Source organism: Candidatus Accumulibacter similis, assembly GCA_013347225.1.
Lineage (GTDB): Bacteria > Pseudomonadota > Gammaproteobacteria > Burkholderiales > Rhodocyclaceae > Accumulibacter > Accumulibacter similis.
In genome coordinates this window covers 4,051,061-4,068,950 of record CP054595.1, presented here as the reverse complement: position 1 = coordinate 4,068,950, position 17,890 = coordinate 4,051,061, and the positions used below count along the sequence as shown (strand labels likewise).

14 protein-coding genes and 1 pseudogene are annotated in these 17,890 nt (G+C 67.8%); 14 read left to right on the top strand and 1 reads right to left on the bottom strand.

Features of this window, described 5'->3' with window-relative positions; translation table 11 throughout:
* The first annotated feature begins 6 nt into the window (after positions 1-6).
* The 11 genes and pseudogenes from urtC (at position 7) to HT579_17890 (ending at position 11,384) form a co-directional block, all read left to right on the top strand.
* Positions 7-1,173, top strand: a complete 1,167-nt coding sequence (urtC, locus tag HT579_17940) for an urea ABC transporter permease subunit UrtC (protein QKS30633.1) — start codon at positions 7-9, stop codon at positions 1,171-1,173.
* Positions 1,170-2,012: an urea ABC transporter ATP-binding protein UrtD gene (urtD, locus tag HT579_17935; protein ID QKS30632.1), complete on the top strand. Its 843-nt coding sequence runs from the start codon at positions 1,170-1,172 to the stop codon at positions 2,010-2,012. Before urtC ends, urtD begins: the two co-directional genes overlap by 4 nt.
* Before the next feature lie 7 nt (positions 2,013-2,019).
* Positions 2,020-2,712: an urea ABC transporter ATP-binding subunit UrtE gene (urtE, locus tag HT579_17930; protein ID QKS30631.1), complete on the top strand. Its 693-nt coding sequence runs from the start codon at positions 2,020-2,022 to the stop codon at positions 2,710-2,712.
* A gap of 435 nt (positions 2,713-3,147) precedes the next feature.
* Positions 3,148-3,810, top strand: coding sequence for a HAMP domain-containing protein (locus HT579_17925; protein QKS30630.1), 663 nt, complete (start codon positions 3,148-3,150; stop codon positions 3,808-3,810).
* Between the two features lie 103 nt (positions 3,811-3,913).
* Positions 3,914-4,444 (top strand): annotated as a pseudogene (locus HT579_17920) (PAS domain S-box protein).
* The gene (locus tag HT579_17915; protein QKS31703.1) at positions 4,337-4,732 is read left to right on the top strand and encodes a diguanylate cyclase; all 396 of its coding nucleotides are present in this window, start codon (positions 4,337-4,339) and stop codon (positions 4,730-4,732) included. The pseudogene HT579_17920 and the gene HT579_17915 overlap by 108 nt, the downstream one beginning before the upstream one ends.
* A gap of 42 nt (positions 4,733-4,774) precedes the next feature.
* A complete protein-coding gene (locus HT579_17910) occupies positions 4,775-5,440 on the top strand; it encodes an EAL domain-containing protein (protein ID QKS30629.1) in 666 nt (221 codons plus the stop codon).
* A 148-nt stretch (positions 5,441-5,588) separates the two neighbouring features.
* Positions 5,589-7,013 (top strand): AAA family ATPase, encoded by a 1,425-nt coding sequence (locus tag HT579_17905; GenBank protein ID QKS30628.1) that lies wholly within the window; start codon positions 5,589-5,591, stop codon positions 7,011-7,013.
* Positions 7,000-9,978: a tetratricopeptide repeat protein gene (locus HT579_17900; GenBank protein QKS30627.1), complete on the top strand. Its 2,979-nt coding sequence runs from the start codon at positions 7,000-7,002 to the stop codon at positions 9,976-9,978. Before HT579_17905 ends, HT579_17900 begins: the two co-directional genes overlap by 14 nt.
* A gap of 196 nt (positions 9,979-10,174) precedes the next feature.
* A complete protein-coding gene (locus tag HT579_17895) occupies positions 10,175-10,636 on the top strand; it encodes a hypothetical protein (GenBank protein ID QKS30626.1) in 462 nt (153 codons plus the stop codon).
* A 475-nt stretch (positions 10,637-11,111) separates the two neighbouring features.
* Entirely contained in the window at positions 11,112-11,384 is a 273-nt protein-coding gene (locus HT579_17890; protein ID QKS30625.1) for a hypothetical protein, read from the top strand.
* Between the two features lie 173 nt (positions 11,385-11,557).
* Here the strand turns inward: HT579_17890 and HT579_17885 are convergent, their stop codons facing one another.
* Complete coding sequence (locus tag HT579_17885) at positions 11,558-15,793, bottom strand: hypothetical protein (GenBank protein QKS30624.1); 4,236 nt, start codon at positions 15,791-15,793, stop codon at positions 11,558-11,560.
* Between the two features lie 331 nt (positions 15,794-16,124).
* Here HT579_17885 and HT579_17880 point away from each other — a divergent pair, with 331 nt between their 5' ends.
* From HT579_17880 to HT579_17870, 3 genes are read left to right on the top strand one after another with little or no spacing between them, the layout of a single operon-like run.
* Complete coding sequence (locus HT579_17880) at positions 16,125-16,685, top strand: Uma2 family endonuclease (GenBank protein ID QKS30623.1); 561 nt, start codon at positions 16,125-16,127, stop codon at positions 16,683-16,685.
* Positions 16,682-17,563 (top strand): urease accessory protein UreD, encoded by an 882-nt coding sequence (locus HT579_17875; GenBank protein ID QKS30622.1) that lies wholly within the window; start codon positions 16,682-16,684, stop codon positions 17,561-17,563. Before HT579_17880 ends, HT579_17875 begins: the two co-directional genes overlap by 4 nt.
* Before the next feature lie 18 nt (positions 17,564-17,581).
* Positions 17,582-17,884, top strand: a complete 303-nt coding sequence (locus tag HT579_17870; GenBank protein ID QKS30621.1) for an urease subunit gamma — start codon at positions 17,582-17,584, stop codon at positions 17,882-17,884.
* The last annotated feature ends 6 nt before the right edge of the window (positions 17,885-17,890 follow it).

The window sequence follows — 17,890 nt, the reverse complement described above, 5'->3', positions numbered from 1 at the left end:
GATCAAATGAACTCCTTGCCTGCACGCACTCCCTTCATCGTCCGCCTCGGGCACAGCTTCGACGCCCGCAGCTGGCGGCTGGTCGGCCTGTTTGCCGCATTCGCACTGATCGCCGTGCCGATCATGCACTTGATGCTGCCCGCCGACCATCCGCTGCACCTGTCGACCTGGTTCATCACGCTGGTCGGCAAGATCCTCTGCTACGCGATCGTCGCCGTCGCCATGGACCTGATCTGGGGCTATGGCGGGATTCTCTCGCTCGGACACGGCCTCTTCTTCGCCCTCGGCGGTTACGGTTTCGGCATGTACCTGATGCGGCAGATCGGCCGCGACGGCAGTTACCAATCCGACCTGCCCGACTTCATGGTCTTTCTCGACTGGAAGGAACTGCCCTGGTTCTGGATCGGCAGTGACAGCTTCCTCTGGGCGGTGCTGCTGGTGCTCGTCGTGCCGGCGCTGATCGCCTTCGTCTTCGGCTACTTCGCCTTCCGCTCGCGCATCAAGGGGGTCTACTTCTCGATCATCACGCAGGCGCTGACCTACGCCGCGATGCTGCTCTTCTTCCGCAACGAAACCGGCTTCGGCGGCAACAATGGCTTTACCGACTTCAAGCGCATCCTCGGCCATCCGATCACCGCTCCGGAAACACGTGTCGTCCTCTTCGCATTGTCGGCGCTGGCGCTGATAGGCACCCTGTTGCTGGCGCGCTACCTCGTGTGCTCGAAGTTCGGCCGCGTCCTGACGGCGATCCGCGATGCCGAGTCGCGGGTCATGTTCATCGGCTACAACCCGCTGTGGTACAAGCTCTTCGTGTGGACCCTGTCGGCGATGCTCTGTGCCGTCGCCGGGGCGCTCTACGTGCCGCAGGTGGGGATCATCAACCCGTCGGAAATGTCGGTAGGCAATTCGATCGAAATCGCCATCTGGGTTGCCGTCGGTGGTCGCGGCACGCTGATCGGGCCGGTGATCGGCGCCTTCCTGGTCAATCTGGCGAAGAGCTGGTTTACCGTCAGCTTCCCCGAGTACTGGCTGTTCTTTCTCGGTACGCTGTTCATCGTCGCCACGCTCTACCTGCCACAGGGCGTGGTCGGCCTCTGGTTGCGGCTGCGCGCCCGCGGGCGGGGCGCTGGCGGCACGCCGGCGGCAGCGGTGGCGAGGGGAGCGGGGGCATGAACGCCGCCGACCTGCCGCCGACGAACGGCGACAATCCGGACTGGGACAGCGGCACCGCCGAACTCGGCCACATCCTCAAGCCGGGACAACTCGACCTCTCGCACAAGGTCATCCTCTATCTCGAGGACATCACGGTCAGCTTCGATGGCTTTCGTGCGCTCAACAAGCTGTCGCTGACTATCGACGCCGGCGAGCTGCGCTGCATCATCGGCCCCAACGGCGCCGGCAAGACGACGATGATGGACGTCATCACCGGCAAGACGCGACCCGACGAGGGGACGGTGTTCTTCGGCCAGACGATCGACCTGACACGGCTTTCCGAACCCGAAATCGCCCACCTGGGTATCGGCCGCAAGTTCCAGAAGCCGACGATCTTCGAGAACCACACGGTGTTCGAGAATCTTGAACTGGCGATGAAGACAGACAAGCGGGTCTGGCGCAGCCTGTTCGCGACGCTCGACTCGGCGGCCGGCGACCGCATCGCCGAGACACTGGAGTTGATCCGCCTCGCGGCCGACGCCGACCGGCTGGCCGGCCTGCTCTCGCATGGGCAGAAGCAGTGGCTGGAGATCGGCATGCTGCTGATGCAGGAGCCGAAGCTGCTGCTGCTCGACGAGCCGGTCGCCGGCATGACCGACGAGGAGACCGAACGGACCGGCGAGTTGTTCCTGTCGCTGGCTGGCCGGCATTCGCTGGTCGTCGTCGAGCACGACATGGCTTTCGTCAAGCAGCTTGGCGGCAAGGTGACGGTGCTGCACGAAGGCAGTGTGCTGGCCGAAGGCGGCCTGGAGGAAGTCCAGGCCGACCAGCGGGTGATCGAAGTCTACCTGGGACGTTGACGCGACGATGTTGCAGATCAGCAATCTGAACCAGTACTACGGCGGCAGCCATATCCTGCGCAACCTCAGCTTCAGCGCCGAGGCCGGCAAGGTGACGGCGATCCTCGGGCGCAACGGCGTCGGCAAGTCGACCCTGCTGAAGTCGCTGATGGGCCTGCTGCCGACGAAAGGCGGCACGATCGAGTTCGCCGGCCGCGACCTGACGCGTGCGCCGTCGCACCAGCGTGTCCGGGCCGGAATCGGTTACGTGCCGCAGGGGCGGGAGATCTTTCCCCGCCTGACGGTGCAGGAGAACCTGCTCATGGGGCTGGCGACCTGCCCCGGCGGCACGCGCGTTCCCGAGCGCATCTTCGAGATGTTCCCGGTCCTGCGCCAGATGCTGCGCCGGCGTGGCGGCGACCTGTCGGGCGGCCAGCAGCAGCAACTGGCGATCGGCCGGGCGCTGGCGATGGGGCCGAAGCTCCTGATCCTCGACGAACCGACCGAGGGCATCCAGCCGTCGATCATCAAGGACATCGAGCGCGCGATCCGCTCGCTGGCGGCCAGTGGCGAAATGGCCATCCTGCTGGTCGAACAGTATTATGACTTCGCGCGTTCGCTCGCCGACCAGTACCTGGTCATGGAGCGCGGCGAGATCATCATGCGCGGGCGGGGTGAAGACATGGAAAAGGACGGGGTGCTGGCGGCGCTGGCTGTCTGACGGCGCGAGAGGTGGTCGCCGGCGGGCTCGCGGCACGCCGCCGTTGGCCGCCGCACCCGAATCGCAGAAGGCGCCATGCCGGTCGTACCGCCCGCGGAACCATCCCGGCAGCGATGTGCCGTTCGCCCAGCCGGCCAGACTGGCGCGAGCCGAGGCAGGGCGGACGCGTGCAGCGATGGATCCGGAAGGAGGATCGGGACTGTCGAAGAGCGAGCAGATGTCCCCGAGCGAAGCCGGGCGGCGCTGGCTGCCGTGGTTTGGCAGGACGGGGAAGATCGCGATGCCCCGGGCCGTTCCGGCGTCAGGAAGGATCCGCCAGGCCGGCCGGGTATGAGCTGCGCGGTGGCAGGAGTCGTGCTCGGCTTCACCCGTCACCGGGAGTTCGCATGCGCCATCTCTTGCTGAACTTCATTGCTCGCCTCAGCGTTGCGCGCAATGAGATCGTCGGTAACGACTACATCGGCGCGCTGCGCACAGCCACGCTCGGCGCCCTTCGAGAGCGACTACGCCGAAGCCTTGGCGGCCGGAAGCGCGGAACTCGGGGTCGCGCTGCAGCCGACACGGCAGAGACTGCTGGCGGCGGTGGAAGCGTTGCGCGCCAGCGCCCGACGACTGGCCATCGACCAGGATGGCAGCCGACGCGGTGCCGACCACGATCGGCTGGCGCTCGCCAGCTGGCGGCAGCTCGACGCCGCGTGGACGGCGGCCGGTAGTGCCCTCGGCGGCTTGCTGCAGCAGCGGATCGACGACCTGTTCCAGCGCATGTGGCTGCACCTGGGTACCGCTGCTGCCCTGTTGCTGCTCCTGCTCAGCGTCGTGTATTTCGTGGCGCGCCAGATCGCGCTGCCGATTCGGCGTCTCGCCGACGTTGCCGATCATGTGCGCCGTTCGGGCGATTACACGCTGCGTGCGAAGTGGCCTTCCTCCGACGAGATCGGCCGCCTGATCAACGCCTTCAACGACATGCTGGAGCAGCTCGACCGCAGCCGCCGCCTCGAACAGGAACTCGCTGCCCAGGCGCGCGCCGCGCGAAGCGCAGCGGCAGCTGCTGGATGCCGTCCCGATTCCGCTGCTGGTGACGGCGACGCCACAGCATGAGGTGCTGCACACCAACGCGCAGGCGAACGCCTGGCTCGACAACCGCCGCAGTGACCCCTGGGCGGGCGGTCTGCCAGCCGAGGTGCGGGTGCAGTTCTTCCAGATGCTGGCCGACCGCGGCGCGGTGGACGAGTTCGAAGTCCTCTGGCACGGTGCCAACCGGCGCGAGTGGGCCTTGATCTCGGCACGACGCCTGCGCTATCAGGATCGTGATGCCGTGCTCACCGCCTTCACGCCGATCGGCCGGAGCAAGCAGATGCAGTCACGTCTGGAACTGTGGGCCAGGGTGTTCGAAGCGTCCTCGGAAAGCATCCTGATCACCGACGCCAGGCGCATCATTCTGACCGCCAACCGGGCCTTCAGTCGCAGCACGGGGTACGAGTGCCTCGAGGTGGTCGACGACACGCCCGAATTCCTGCGTTCCGATCGCCATCCGGATGGCTTCTACGAGGAAGTCCGGCAGATGGCAGTCGCTCGTGGCCACTGGCAGGGCGAGATGTGGATCCGGCGCAAGAGCGGGGAGGCCCTGCCGGTATGGGCGGCGCTGAATGCCGTACGCGACGGATCCGCACGGATCACCCACTACATCGCCACCTGGTTCGACATCAGCGCGCGCAAGGCGGACGAGCAGCGCATCAGCCACCTCGCACAGCATGACGTCCGCACCGATCTGCCCAACCGGGCGCTTTGCGTCGAACGCTTGCGCCTGGCGCTGCAGCAGGCAGACCGGCACAAGCGGCGGCTGGCAGTGCTGTTCATCGACCTCGACCGCTTCAAGAACATCAACGATTCGCTTGGTCATCATATCGGCGACGCAGTCCTGCGCTCGGTCTCGAGCCAGCTGCAGCGTGGGGTGCGCAGCGGCGACACGGTAAGCCGCATGGGCGGTGACGAATTCGTCGTCATCCTCAACCAGCCATGAGTCGAGTGCCGCAGCGGCAGGCTGCTCGGCGCCGAAGCGCTGGTGCGCTGGCGGCACCCGCAACACGGACTGATCACACCGGCACGATTCATTCCGGTGGCCGAAGACAGCGGTTTGATCGTCCCGATCGGCGCCTGGGTGCTCGCCGAAGCGTGTCGTCAGCTGGCGACCTGGCGCGCGACCAGCCAGGAACTGGCAATCTCGGTCAACCTCTCGGCGGCACAGCTGCACGATCCCGATCTGCTGGTGACGCTACGGCGGGCGATCGCCGAGCATGGCGTCAACCCGGCGATGATCGAGCTGGAACTGACCGAGTCGCTGCTGATGGAAGACGTCACTCTGACCATCGACCTGCTGCAGGCGATCAAGGCGCTGGGCATCTCGCTCTCGGTCGATGACTTCGGCACCGGCTACTCGAGCCTGAACTACCTGCACCGATTCCCGATCGACAAGCTGAAGATCGATCAGTCCTTCGTCAGGAACATGCTCGACGATCCCGACGACCTGGCGATCACCAAGGCGGTGATCGGCCTCGGCCACACGCTGGGACTGCGCGTGGTTGCCGAAGGAGTCGAACAGACCGAGGAAATGCGCGTGCTTGCTGCAGCCGGCTGTGACGAACTGCAGGGTTACCTGTTCGGCAAGCCGATGCCGGCGGATGACTTCGGGCGCTGGCGGCAGTCGTTCGACGACGGCAACGCGGGCTGAGGTCTGGTGTCGCGGTCGATCCGGCCGACCCCATCAGCAGTTGATGAAGCCCCATGGCAGAGTCGTTGAGACGCAAGGCTCCTTCGTTGTATTCTCGGGCGTTGCCCGCTTTCCCTCGCGGGTTCCGCCGAGTCATGGAGGACACGAAATGCTGCAACGCGCCGAGACACTCGAAGACCTCTACAAGGCGCTGTCGCCGCAACCGCTGATTGCTCCCGCCGACTTTGCCGCCTTCTACCGCCAGGAAATCAATGCCGTGCGCGGCGGACAGGTCGTCGAACGGATGCGCCTCGGCTTGCGGCGGGCGCACGGCACCATGCCGTACAAGGCGCTGCTGATGGGGCACGCCGGCGTCGGCAAGTCGACCGAACTGACACGCCTGACGCGCGAGGTGGAGGACAAGTACCGGGTCATCCGGCTGAGCGCGAGCGAGAGCCTCGACCCGACCAGCTTCCAGCCCTTCGACGTCGTTCTCCTGATGATGATCGAAGTCGCCCGGCGCACGGCGGAGGACCAACCCGCCGGTGCCGGTCGGCGACCCGACGATGCTTACCTGAAGGACATCGAGGACTGGTTCGCCAGCGAGAAGGATATGGTGAGCAGCAGGACGGAGACGACCGCGCAGGCATCTGCCGGCGCCGGCGTCACGGGCGACACCGTGTGGGCCCGGCTCACGGGTCTGTTCGCCAGCGTCAAGGGCGAGATCAAGTATGCCAGCGTGCGCGACCGGCAGAAGGTGAATTACCGCTTGAGCCGCCTCGACGAACTGATCGGCGCGGCCAACCGCCTGCTCTTGCACTGCAACCAGCTCTTGCGTGCGGCGACCGGACACGAGTGGCTGTTCATCTTCGAGGATTTCGACAAGGCCGGGATTTCGCCGAAGCAGACCGAGGATCTCTTCGTCACCTACGCCAACGCCATCCGCGAACTCGACGCCCACCTGCTCTTCACCATTCCGATCACGCTCGGTTACTCGCCGCGAGCCGGTTCCTTGCCGGTTGCGCAGAGCGCACTCTTCGTCCTCCCCGACACGATGGTCTTCGATCAGGCGCATCATCCGTATGCGCCCGGGCGGGCGGCCATCGGCGCCGTCCTGGAAGCCCGCATGCGGACGGAGCTCTTTGCCGCCGGCGAGAGGGAACGGCTGATCGAGGCGTCCGGCGGCAATCTCCGCAACCTCTTCGCGATGACCGCCAGCGCCGGCGATACGGCGCTGCTGCGCGGCGGCCAGCGGATCGAGGCGGACGACGTGAGCGGCGCCATCCGGCAACTGCGGACCGACTACGAGCGCCAGCTCGGCGAAAGCCAGTACGACCAGGAAACCGGAAGCGACGGCAAGGCGCGGCCGATTGCCTACGAAGCGAAGGCGGAACGGATGTTGCGCATCTACGAAGGCGATCCGGAAGCCAAGATTCCCGCGCCAGTGCTCTATTCGCTGCTGCGGTCGCGCGCCGTGCAGGAGTTCAACGGCGAGCGCTGGTTCGGCGTGCATCCGCTGGTGGTGGACCTGCTCGTTCGCCAGAACAGGATTGCCCGCCCGGCCAGCGGTCGGGTGCCCGGTGGGACCGAATAGATCGCCCTCTCCGGGCAGCATCGACGACGTCCGCCGGCGGCTCGTCCTCTGGTGCGAGCGCAGCGAGTCGGGTCTGGCGCGCGTCGAATTCAGCAGCGAAGGCGCCCGCCGCCGCGTCGTCGCCGGCTTGCGCGAGGACCTGGCGGCGCGTGGCATTCCGCTGCACGAGATCACCCTGCAGGCGGTCGCCGAGCCCTCGGCGCTGGCCACCGATCTGCTGGCGCGCTTGGCGACGCTCGCCCCGGGCGTCGTCTCGATCGACGGATTCGCCGGCGCTCTGCCGCTCGATAGCGCGCAACTCAGGGAAGCGCTCTACCGCTTCAACCTCAAGCGCGAGCCGCTCGGCGAGCAGCCGCAGCGCCAGATCTGGTGGCTGCCGCCGCACCTCGCCGAGGACTTCATTCGCGTCGTCCCCGACCTCGATTCGTGGTTTCTCGTCAAGCTGCAGCTCAGCGAGATCGCTGAAATCACCGGAGTCGTCGAAGTCGCCGAAGTGGGCGCCGGCGACCGGCTTGGCACGCGCGAACGCGGGGCCATGGACACGCGCCTCGACCCGGCGGAACTGCGCGCGCTGGCCGCGGCAACGATCGAGCGGCTGCAGCGCGGTCGGCAGCAGGGACTGACACAAGCCGAAGCGCAGGACCTGCTGTGGCGCGCGCTCGGCTTCCTGCGCCAGGGCGGCCTCGAGCAGGAGGCGAGTCTGCTCGCGGCGCGTTTCCCCGATCTGCGCAACGAGATCCTCGCCCGCGCCGGCGTCGCGAAGCGGCCGGCCAACTTGCCGTTCGCCAGCCTGGGCACGCTCTTCAAGGGCCGCGACGCGGCGCTCGAGGAACTCGCGGCGAGTCTCGGCGCTGTCCCGACGAGCGCCACTGCCGTCGTCGCGCGCGTCATCAACGGCATCGGCGGCGTCGGCAAGACGCGCCTGGCGCTCGAATACGCGTGGCAGCGCGGCGAGGACTACAGCGCACGGCTCTTCGTCGGCGCCGAGTCGCCCGCCGCGCTGCAGCGCAACCTCGCCGCGCTGTGCCACGCCAGCGTCCTCGATCTCCCCGAGCAGCACGAGACCGACCAGGGCGGTCAGTACGACGCCGTGCGGGCCTGGCTGTGCGGCCACCCCGGCTGGCTGCTGATCGTCGACAACGTCGATTCCGAAGACGCGGCGGCGGCGGCCGAGGCGCTGCTGCCGCAACTTGCCGGCGGCCACGTCGTCCTAGGCAGCCGGCTCGCCAACTGGCGCGGCGGCCTCGCGCTGCCCGCGCTCGACGTGCTCGCGCGCGAAGCCGCCGCCGACTTCCTGCTCGAGCGCAGCCGCGAGCGGCGACGCCCGCTGGCCAACGACACCGCGCTGGCGCGCCAGCTCGCCGACGAACTCGGCGGCCTGGCGCTGGCGCTCGAGCAGGCCGCCGCCTACATCGCCCAGCGCCGGCTGAACTTCGCGGAGTACCTGGACGAATGGCAAAGCCAGCGCGCGAAGGTGCTCGCCTGGTACGACGCGCGCCTGATGTCGTACCCGAAGAGCGTCGCGGTCACCTGGCAGACCAGCTTCGACCGACTCGGCGAGCCGGCGCGGCGGCTGTTGCAGCGTCTCGCCTGGCTGGCGCCGGAACCGATACCCGAATCGCTGCTCGCCGTGGCGCTGCCGGAAGACGCCGGCGAAGCGCGCGCGCCGGCCGACGCGCCGGCCGACAGCCTCGCCGCGCTGCGGGAACTCGAGTCGTACTCGCTGGTCCGGCGCGCCAGCGACGCGCCGAGCTTCACGATCCACCGGCTGCTGCAGGAGGTGAGCCGCCGCCGGCACGACGACGCGGCGCCGGCCACCGCCGCGCTGCGTGCCGCGCTAGCCTGGGTCGATGCGGCTTTCGTTGGCGATCCCGGCGACGTCCGCCACTGGCCGCGGCTCGACCCGCTGGCGCCACACGCGCTGGCCGTCGCCAGGTACGCCGACGCGGCTGGAATCGCCGATCCGACGGCGCGGCTGCTCAATGGCCTTGGCGTGTTGTTGTGGGCAAAGGCACGCTACGCCGAAGCCGAGCCGCTGCTGCGCCGCGCGCTGGCGATCGACGAGGCGAGCTTCGGCGACGCGCACCCCGAGGTCGCGATCCGCCTCAACAACTTGGCCGCACTGCTGCAGGCGACCAACCGCCTGGCCGAAGCCGAGCCGCTGCTGCGCCGCGCGCTGGCGATCGACGAGGCGAGCTTCGGCGACGCGCATCCCAGGGTCGCGATCGGCCTCAACAACCTGGCTCAACTGCTGCAGGACACCAAGCGCTTGGCCGAAGCCGAGCCGCTGATGCGCCGCGCGCTGGCGATCGACGAGGCGAGCTTCGGCGACGCGCACCCCAACGTCGCGATCCGCCTCAACAACCTGGCCCTACTGCTGCAGGCGACCAACCGCCTGGCCGAAGCCGATCCGCTGCTGCGCCGGGCGCTGGCGATCGACGAGGCGAGCTTCGGCGACGCGCACCCCAACGTCGCGATCCGCCTCAACAACCTGGCCCTACTGCTGCAGGCGACCAACCGCCTGGCCGAAGCCGAGCCGCTGCTGCGCCGCGCGCTGGCAATCGACGAGGCGAGCTTCGGCGACGCGCACCCCAGGGTCGCGATCGACCTCAACAACCTTGCCCACCTGCTGCAGGCGACCAACCGCCTAACCGAAGCCGAGCCACTGATGCGCCGCGCGCTGGCGATCGACGAGGCGAGCCTCGGCGACGCGCATCCTAACGTCGCGCGCGACCTCAACAACCTGGCCCGACTGCTGCAGGACACCAACCGCCAGGTCGAAGCCGAGCCGCTGCTGCGCCGGGCGCGGCGCATCGTCGTCGCCAGCCTCGGCGGCGAGCACCCCAACGCACAGATAGTGGAAGCAAACACCTTCGCCCTGCTGCAGGCGATGGGCCGGAGCGACGACGAGATCGCCGATTGTCTGGCGCGCGACCTCGGCGCCAGGGGCGACGGCGACGCGTGACGGTGGCGAGTCGTTCGCCGGCGACCTCGCCGGCGACCACCCACGCCCTGCCGGCCGACGGTAGCCAGACTCCAGCCCCCGGACGCCGGAGCCGCGGCGCGGCCTGACGCCCGGCCGGAACGCTCTTGATGACCCTTTCGCAAGCGTGCGATACTGCCGGCGTCGCGTTCCCGACCCACACGTGGAGAGCCCTGCCATGAGCCAGAACCTGGTATCCGTTTCGCTGAGCAACGAAGATCTCGCCGCCCTCGACGCGGCGCTGAGCACCGTCGAGCAGAAGCTCGCCGGCCTGATCGAGCTGTCGGTCGAGCAGCGGCGCAATCTGAGCAAGATGGGCGACAAGTCCGAAGCCTTCTGCCGCCAGGCGCTGATCGTGCTTGCCGAGAACCGTCAGATGCTGCCGCCGGGACTCGATCTCGCCGAGGCGGAACACGATCTGCGCAGTCTCGATCAGTTGCGTCCGCGCTTCGCCCGCCTGCGGCGCCTGGTCGCCAACGCCGACGACACCGAGATGGCGCTCGGCAGCGATATCCTGAATTTCGCGCTTGACGGCTACGCCGTCGCCAAGGTGATCGGCAAGGGCGCCGCGCTGGCAACGATGAAGGAAGCGATGTCGGCGCGCTACAGCCGCCGCCGCAGCGAGCCGCCGCAACCCTGAGCCGCCGCCGTCGCTGCCCCGCAGCACCGCCGGCAAGCCGCGGAGTCCTGCGGGCAAGCTGCGGAAGGCCGCGGGCAAGGCCCGCAGTCCGGCGCACGGGCCGCGGCAGCTCGCGCGCACGCCGCGGCGGCTTGCCGGCGAGCGAAGGAGCCAGCGCCGTGCAGCTCGCCGGCCGGCGCGCCAGTCCGCGACGCTCGCGCGCCAGCCCCGGCGCCGTTCGCGCAACGAGGAAAGCCTTGCATGACGAGGCGCGCACGGCTGCGCGCAAGCGCCTGCAGCGGCAACGCAGGCGCCGCAGGCTTGCGGGCAAGCCGCGCCGGCTTGCGGTCGGGGCGCCGCAGCTTGCGGGCGCCGGCGGAGACGAGGACAGCCGGCCGAGCGGTTGAATTCGTCGTCGGAAATGACCGGTTCGCGCCTGACAAGGTGGCGACAACGGTATGATCCAGTTTTCGTCCCGTGCTCAGGAAGCGTCACCATGAACAACACGCTCACCCTTGCCGAAATCAGGCGTCGTGGCATGGCGGCGATCGAAGAGGGTTTGCAACATGGTCCGGTACATCTCGTCAAGGGTAACAAGCTGGCGGCGGTGGTGCTGCTGTCGGAGGATCAGTACCGGCGTCTGACCCACGGCCAAGCGGCGACGATCGGGGACATGAGCGCCGTGCAGTGGCTGCTCGCGCAGTCGACGACCGGGCAGCGCAGCAAGGCGCAGATCGATGCCGACCTCAAGGCCGAGCGCGACTGGTGATTGCTTTCTTCGACGCCTGCGCGCTGATCTACCTGGTCGAGGGCAGCGAGCCGTTCGCCGCCAAGGTCCGCCGCGAACTGGCGGCCGCGGCAGCAAGACATCCCGAGCTGGCTGTGGCGGTCGTCGCAGGCTTGCCGACACGGCCGCGATTCATCGGCAGCCGGTCCCCCGCGCTATGCCGCGGGGTGGGTCGCATCGAGCACCAGCGCAACGATCCGGGAGGTCTCGTCCGACACTCGGCGGGCCTGGCTTTCGAGCGCTGACTGGAGAGCCGCCGCGCTTTGGGCGTGGCGCAGGCACGCCCTTTTTTGCTTGCAGTCCACCCAGAAGTCGCAGCCGAACCAGCCGACCAGGTAGATCCCGTGCGCGGTGCCATGCGCTTGCAGGTAGCGTTTCTTCAACTGGCCTTCCAGGTCGCTCATCAGCCCACGGTTCCAGCAACCTTTGGTCTCGATGATCACCACCAGAGGAGATCCGTCGGCCGCCCGTGTCTCGACCTTCAGGTCGGTGCGCTCGCCGATCCCGCTCTCCCGCAGATTCCGCACCTGCACCTCGCGATCGATGACCGAGCCGGGTAGATCGCGTCGCAGATGATGCAGCACGAAATCCGACAGCCGGTCCTCGCCCTTCGGCGTTCCGGAGCGTTCGTCGTGTTCTACATTCCACAGGAACGGCGCCAGGGGCGTGTCTCCCTGCAACAGTCTCTGTAGCCGCGCGAGCGAGGCCAGGACCGCGTCGCCCAGTTCCGCCTCGTTGCGCACCAGGCGGGCGTCGGTACGTTCGAGGAACTGCAGCAGCGTCGATGGGCGGATCGGGCACCAATTGCTGTCGCGCAGCGCCGAGCGGGCAGACAGCAGGCTCGCGACCAACCAGTTCCGCCCGGGCAATCGATCGCACAAATCCTGGAGGGCAGCGACCGACTGGACCGTCGCGGCCGACGACAGGTGTCCGACACAGGCGTCGCGCAGCTCTGCGACCTCGTCGCGGCTGGTGATCGAATAGACCTGCATGGTCGGTCGCACAGGATCGCCAGCGGCCGGGAAATGCTCCTCCAGCCAGAGATGGAGTTCCGCCCATTGCGATGGCTGCAGCGCGGCCAGCCAGTCGCGTCTCGGCGCCAGTTTGGTCCACAGGGCTTCTCCGTACGCCGGGTCCTGCTGGCTCCTCGCCCAAAGCACCGGCCAGGCTTCACTTGGCGCATGTTCCATCAGCATTGCGGCGAGTTCGAGAGAACGACTGGTCGCGTCGCCCGCTGCCGCGAACTCGGTCAAGGCCAGACGGACCGCCGCTGCGCCTTGCCGGCGGAGCAGCACGTGCAGGAAAGCCTTGCGTTGATCGGGGTCGGTCAGCCGCTGCAGGTACGCATGGACCATTGCCGCTGCCTGCGGCGACCAGACTGCCTGCAGGTCACCGAGGCCGGTGAACTGGCGACTTTCCGCGGCGACCTCCTTGTCGAGTTGCTGGCCGATTTCGGCGAGCACGCGATCCGGAAACCTCTCACTGGCCAGGCGAAGCAGCATGCCCCGGGCAGGGTCGCTGCGTTCAAAGGGATACGACAGGATGGCGGGAAGCCACACTGACCATCGCTCTTCAGTGGCTGCGCCAAGCCAGCCGGCCCGCTCACGGCGCAGCAGCGCGAGGGCCAACCAGGTGGCGACGTGTGAACGCGAAAATTGCCCGTTCGGCAAGTCAATCTGCAGCTTGGAAGGCGAAATGGCCGTCACCCACGACTGGGCGCAATCGACGATCAGCATTCGCTGCGCCTCGTTGGCGCGCTGCCAGCCAGGCGTCTTGAGGATCGGCGTAGACGGCCAAACGCGGTATCCCGGAGCGTTGTCTTCGAGGCTCAACTCCTGCCATAGCTTCATCCAGATGCCGGTATTGCCGCTCGCAAAGTCGTCGAGGGCGTTCTGCACCCGCTGTGCAGCTGGAGGATCCAGCCGGCGCCTAGCCTGCGACATTTGCTGCATGAATTCAAGCTGACGCGCGTGCTTTTCCCGGGCTTCTTTTTCGGCTTCCGTACCGAGCCAGATCGGCTCGACCAAGCGGGCCATGGCATCAGCCAGCGGCGAGAAGGGATGGGCAGCGTCCCGACAAGCTGCTTCAACCAGACGGTTCGTCCAGTCGCGATCGGCATCCGGTGAATACAGTGCCTGCATGCAGGAGGCCAGTCGCGTCCGCTGCTGCCCGTCGGCGGCCGCTTCGTACTGCTCCAGAAGCCAGGGCAGGTCGTCGGGGAGCAGCAAGGGATTCTCTGCGTAGACGAGTGGTCCGATATGCTCTGCCGGGTCGTTGACCAGAGGGAGGATCGCGAGCACCAGCGTTCTGCGCTTCCCGGAGTCGGCCGCAAAGGGGTGCGCGCCCTCGGCCGTTTCGTCACCCCGGATGAAGAGTTTGTCGTAACGCTGCAGACACCCCCATGCGACCGGTGCGAAGGCCCGGCAAATGGCGGGGTCGTTCATGCATTGCCAGGCTCTGGCGATGATGGCGCTTGCCAGATCGTCAACATCGTACGCAGAAGGGGAATGCTTGCTTGCCTGCAGCCAATCGAGCGCAACGACGAGGTCGGTTGGGCCGAAGCGATCGACCAGTTCGCCGGGAGAATGGCGGTAGGTGCCCAGACATTGCCAGTCGCCCGCGCTCGTGAAGCCCGCGAACACTTCCTGCGTGTTGACCTGATGCGGCCACAGCCGGGTCAGGAGGAGCGACCGCAACTCGGGGTTCGTCGCTGCCGTGCCGATCGCCAGCGGACGCAGGCGCGCCAGGACCGTGCAATCGCCGCGTTCGACCGCCAGTTGCGCCGCGGCGTGGCGGATGCGCGGCGCTTCGGCCTCATCCAGCGCGAGGTCGGCCGCCAATTGCGCCAGTCCGTCTGCCCTGCAGGCGAAGGCAATCTGCAGTGCGGCAGCGCGCACGTCTTCGGGCAAGCTGCGGTCTGCCAGCCAGCGCCGCAATGGTTCGCTGATTCCGGCATGTGCCAGCTTGCGGAAGTGCGGGCGCGTCTGCGAATCCCACAGATTGACCTGGTTTTCCAGGAAGGCGTGCAGCAATCGATCCAGCAGCCTGTCTTTCCGCTCCGCGTCTAACGCCCGGAGGTCGCCGCGCAGCAGCAGCGCCGGATCGGTCTCCGCCACGATGTCGAACACGGGAGGCGACAGGCTCGCCAACCAGGCCGTCAACTCGGACAGTCGCGGCGGGATGCGCTGGTCTTCGCCCGAGATCAGCGTGAGCAGTCGTGCCGGGTCTGCTGTACGTTCGGCAAGATAGGCGGCGGCCAGGTACTCGGTCCAGCTCTGGTGTCCGAAGCCCAGTCGCTGATCGCCACGGGCGGTGAACAGGGCTGTGTTCAACACTTCCTGCACCGCATGGTCATCGACCCGGAACACCAACTCGCCGGCACCTTCGTTGTCGCCGAAAACTTCCGCCGGCGACAGATCGTCCGCCCCAAGTTCCAGTGCTTGCCCCAGCCACATCGACTGCCTGCTTGCCAACAGCAGCATGGCGGCGATTCGTCCGGCGACTGCGAGGCGCTCTGCGGAGCTCAGGCGGCCTCGGAAACCCGCCTGAATCCGACTCTGGCTCAGTTCGTCCGCCAACAGGATGCAGCCCTGGCGGAAGATCTCCTGCTTCGTCGCGGGCAGGCGCTGGTCGTGCTTCTGGATCTTCAGCAGCATGCGCAGGGTGTTGGGCAAGGCGGCGAAGGCCGCGATCTCCAGGTCACCAACCTGATGCAGGAAGTTTGCCGGATCGATCGCGTAGTCCCGCGCCGCTTGTTCCACGTCGCGCCGCCGCAGCGGTACGAGTTCGTAGGCGCGGGATGCCGCGCGGCTCTCATTTGCCGTGGTCGGGCGATTTTCGTCTGGTTGTCGCTCATCGTCGGCTTCGCCGCAGGGCCAGAGCGCATCGAGTTCGTCTGCAAGACCGGGCGGCCATTCGGCGGTGCGACAGCTCAGACGCAGGGACAACCGCTCCCGCGGCAGTTTCTCGAGTTCGCGCAGCAGCAGGCGGGCGACGTTGGGAATGGTCAGGCGACCCTCGTCCAGACCATCGAGGAGCAGGTAGAGCCGGTCCGTTCCCTGCTGCCACGTAGTCATGCTTGGCGAGCGGAACACTTCGTGAGCCAGATCGGCCGCGGTGTACTCATTGAGCCGCAGCCAGTGGACGGTCTGACCGGCCTCCTCGAGCGCTTTGGCCTCGTCTTGCAGCACGGTGGATTTTCCTGCGCCGGGTTCGCCCAGCAGGATCAAAAATGGAACGGCACGCAAGGCCTCCAGCGGGCGCAACCCGGGGTTGTAGTGGCGGCCGAACCGGCACTCGGGATCGGGCAGGAAGCCATCCGCGTCGAGGTTCAGGGTGGCGCCCATCGGCAGCCAGTAGCGCTGCCAGCGATGGTGAATGTTCGCGCTCATGCGATGACGAGCGGGGCAGGCGAGAGCGGCAGCACCCCGGTGCTGGCCGATGCGCCAGGGTCCGGTCGGCCGCGGCTGATCATTGAGGTGTCCTTGCGGTGAGTGGCACACATCATCGGCGTTTTGACGAGCAGCGACAAGACCACTGGCAGGGGCTGCGGGAAGCCTCCCGGCGCCTGTGATGCCGGATGGCTGCTGGACTCGTCGCTCACCGAGGACAGCGATTCGCCCGCCACACGCTCGCGCGGCGGCGCGGCGATCCGGCTCGCTGCTGTTTGTCGGGGCAGGCGATCCGCGCTAGACTTGGCTCGGTCGATGATCGGAAACCGCCATGGGTCTGCCGCAAGAGAAACCCTCTGTCTACGAAGATCTTTTCGCTCTGCCGGAATACGTCGTCGGCGAGATCATCGACGGCCGTCTGCTCACCCATCCGCGGCCGGCCCCCCGGCATGCCCGGGCGTGTTCTTCGCTTGGCTTCGAGCTGGGCGGTCCGTTCGACCTGGCGCGCAATGGTCCCGGCGGCTGGTGGATTCTCGACGAACCCGAGCTTCATCTCGCGCAGCACATCCTCGTCCCAGATGTGGCCGGCTGGCGGCGCGAACGCCTGCCGCGGTTGCCCGAGACCGACTGGTTCGATCTCGCTCCCGACTGGGTATGCGAGATCCTGTCGCCGGCGACCGCACGCGTCGACCGGGCGGAAAAGTTGCCGATCTACGCCGCGCACGGGGTGAGACACGCGTGGCTCGTCGATCCCGATCTGCGCATCCTGGAGGTTTTCGAGAACCGCGACGGCCAGTGGCTGTTGCTTGCCGTTCTGGAGGACGACGCGGCCGTTGCGCAGCCGCCGTTCGCCGCCATCAGCTTCCCGTTGGGGGGGCTTTGGGCGGATTGAGCGAGCGCACCCGGTTCGCATCGTCCAGCGCCGCGCCGGCGGTCGGCGATGTCCCCCGGCCGGGTTGGCAGGCTCGCCTGACGCTTGGCTTCGAACGGCGTGGCGAGCGGACGCTGCTGGCCGACTGTGCCCACCTTGGGCCGCTGCGTGTGCAGAAGGCGCTCTACCCGGAAGGGCTGGCGGTCTGCCAGGCGATAGTTCTGCATCCGCCGGGCGGTATCGCCGGTGGCGACAGCCTGGAAATCGTTGTCGCCGCGGCGGCGGCTGCGCACGCGCAGTTGACGACACCGGGCGCCGGCAAGTGGTATCGTTCAGGGGGGCGGCGCGCGCGGCAATCGTTGCACGTGCGCGTGGACGGACAGGCCATCGTCGAGTGGTTGCCACAGGAGACGATCGTCTTCGACGGCGCCGAGGCGCAGATGCGGACGCGGGTCGATCTGGCCGCTGGCGCCGTTTACTGTGGCTGGGAAATCCTCTGCCTTGGGCGAACGGCCGCTGGCGAGCGTTTCAGCCAGGGTCGGCTCGAATTGTCGACGCGCATCGAGCAGGCCGGGCGGCCGTTGTGGATCGAACGAGGCTGCCTGCGCGGCGGTTCGCCGTGGCTCGCTGCCGCCGCTGGCCTCGGCGGCCTGCCGGTGAGCGGCACGCTGCTGCTCGCCGGCCGGCCGGTCGAAGCGGAATGGCTGGCTGCCTGCCGCGCGGTGCCGCCGGCGGTCGGCCTGCGGGTCGGTGTGACGGCGCTGCCCGGCGTGCTCGTGGCGCGCTGTCTTGGGCCGGCCAGCGAGCCGGCAAAGGCGTGGCTGACCGAGGTCTGGCGGCGGTTGCGGCCGCTGGCGCTGGCCAGGGAGGCGGTGCCGCCGCGCATCTGGAGTACCTGATCTTGTTGAGAGGAAGCAATGGAACTGACGCCGAGAGAGAAGGACAAGCTGCTGCTGTTCACCGCCGCGCTGCTTGCCGAGCGGCGCCGCGCACGCGGCCTGCGGCTCAATTATCCGGAAGCGGTGGCGCTGATCAGCTCGGCGATCATCGAGGGAGCGCGTGACGGACGGACGGTGGCCGAACTGATGCACCACGGCACGACCCTTCTTTCGCGCGACGAGGTCATGGAGGGCGTTCCCGAAATGATCCACGACATCCAGGTCGAAGCCACCTTTCCCGACGGGACCAAGCTGGTCACCGTCCATCACCCGATCGTCTGAGGAGGT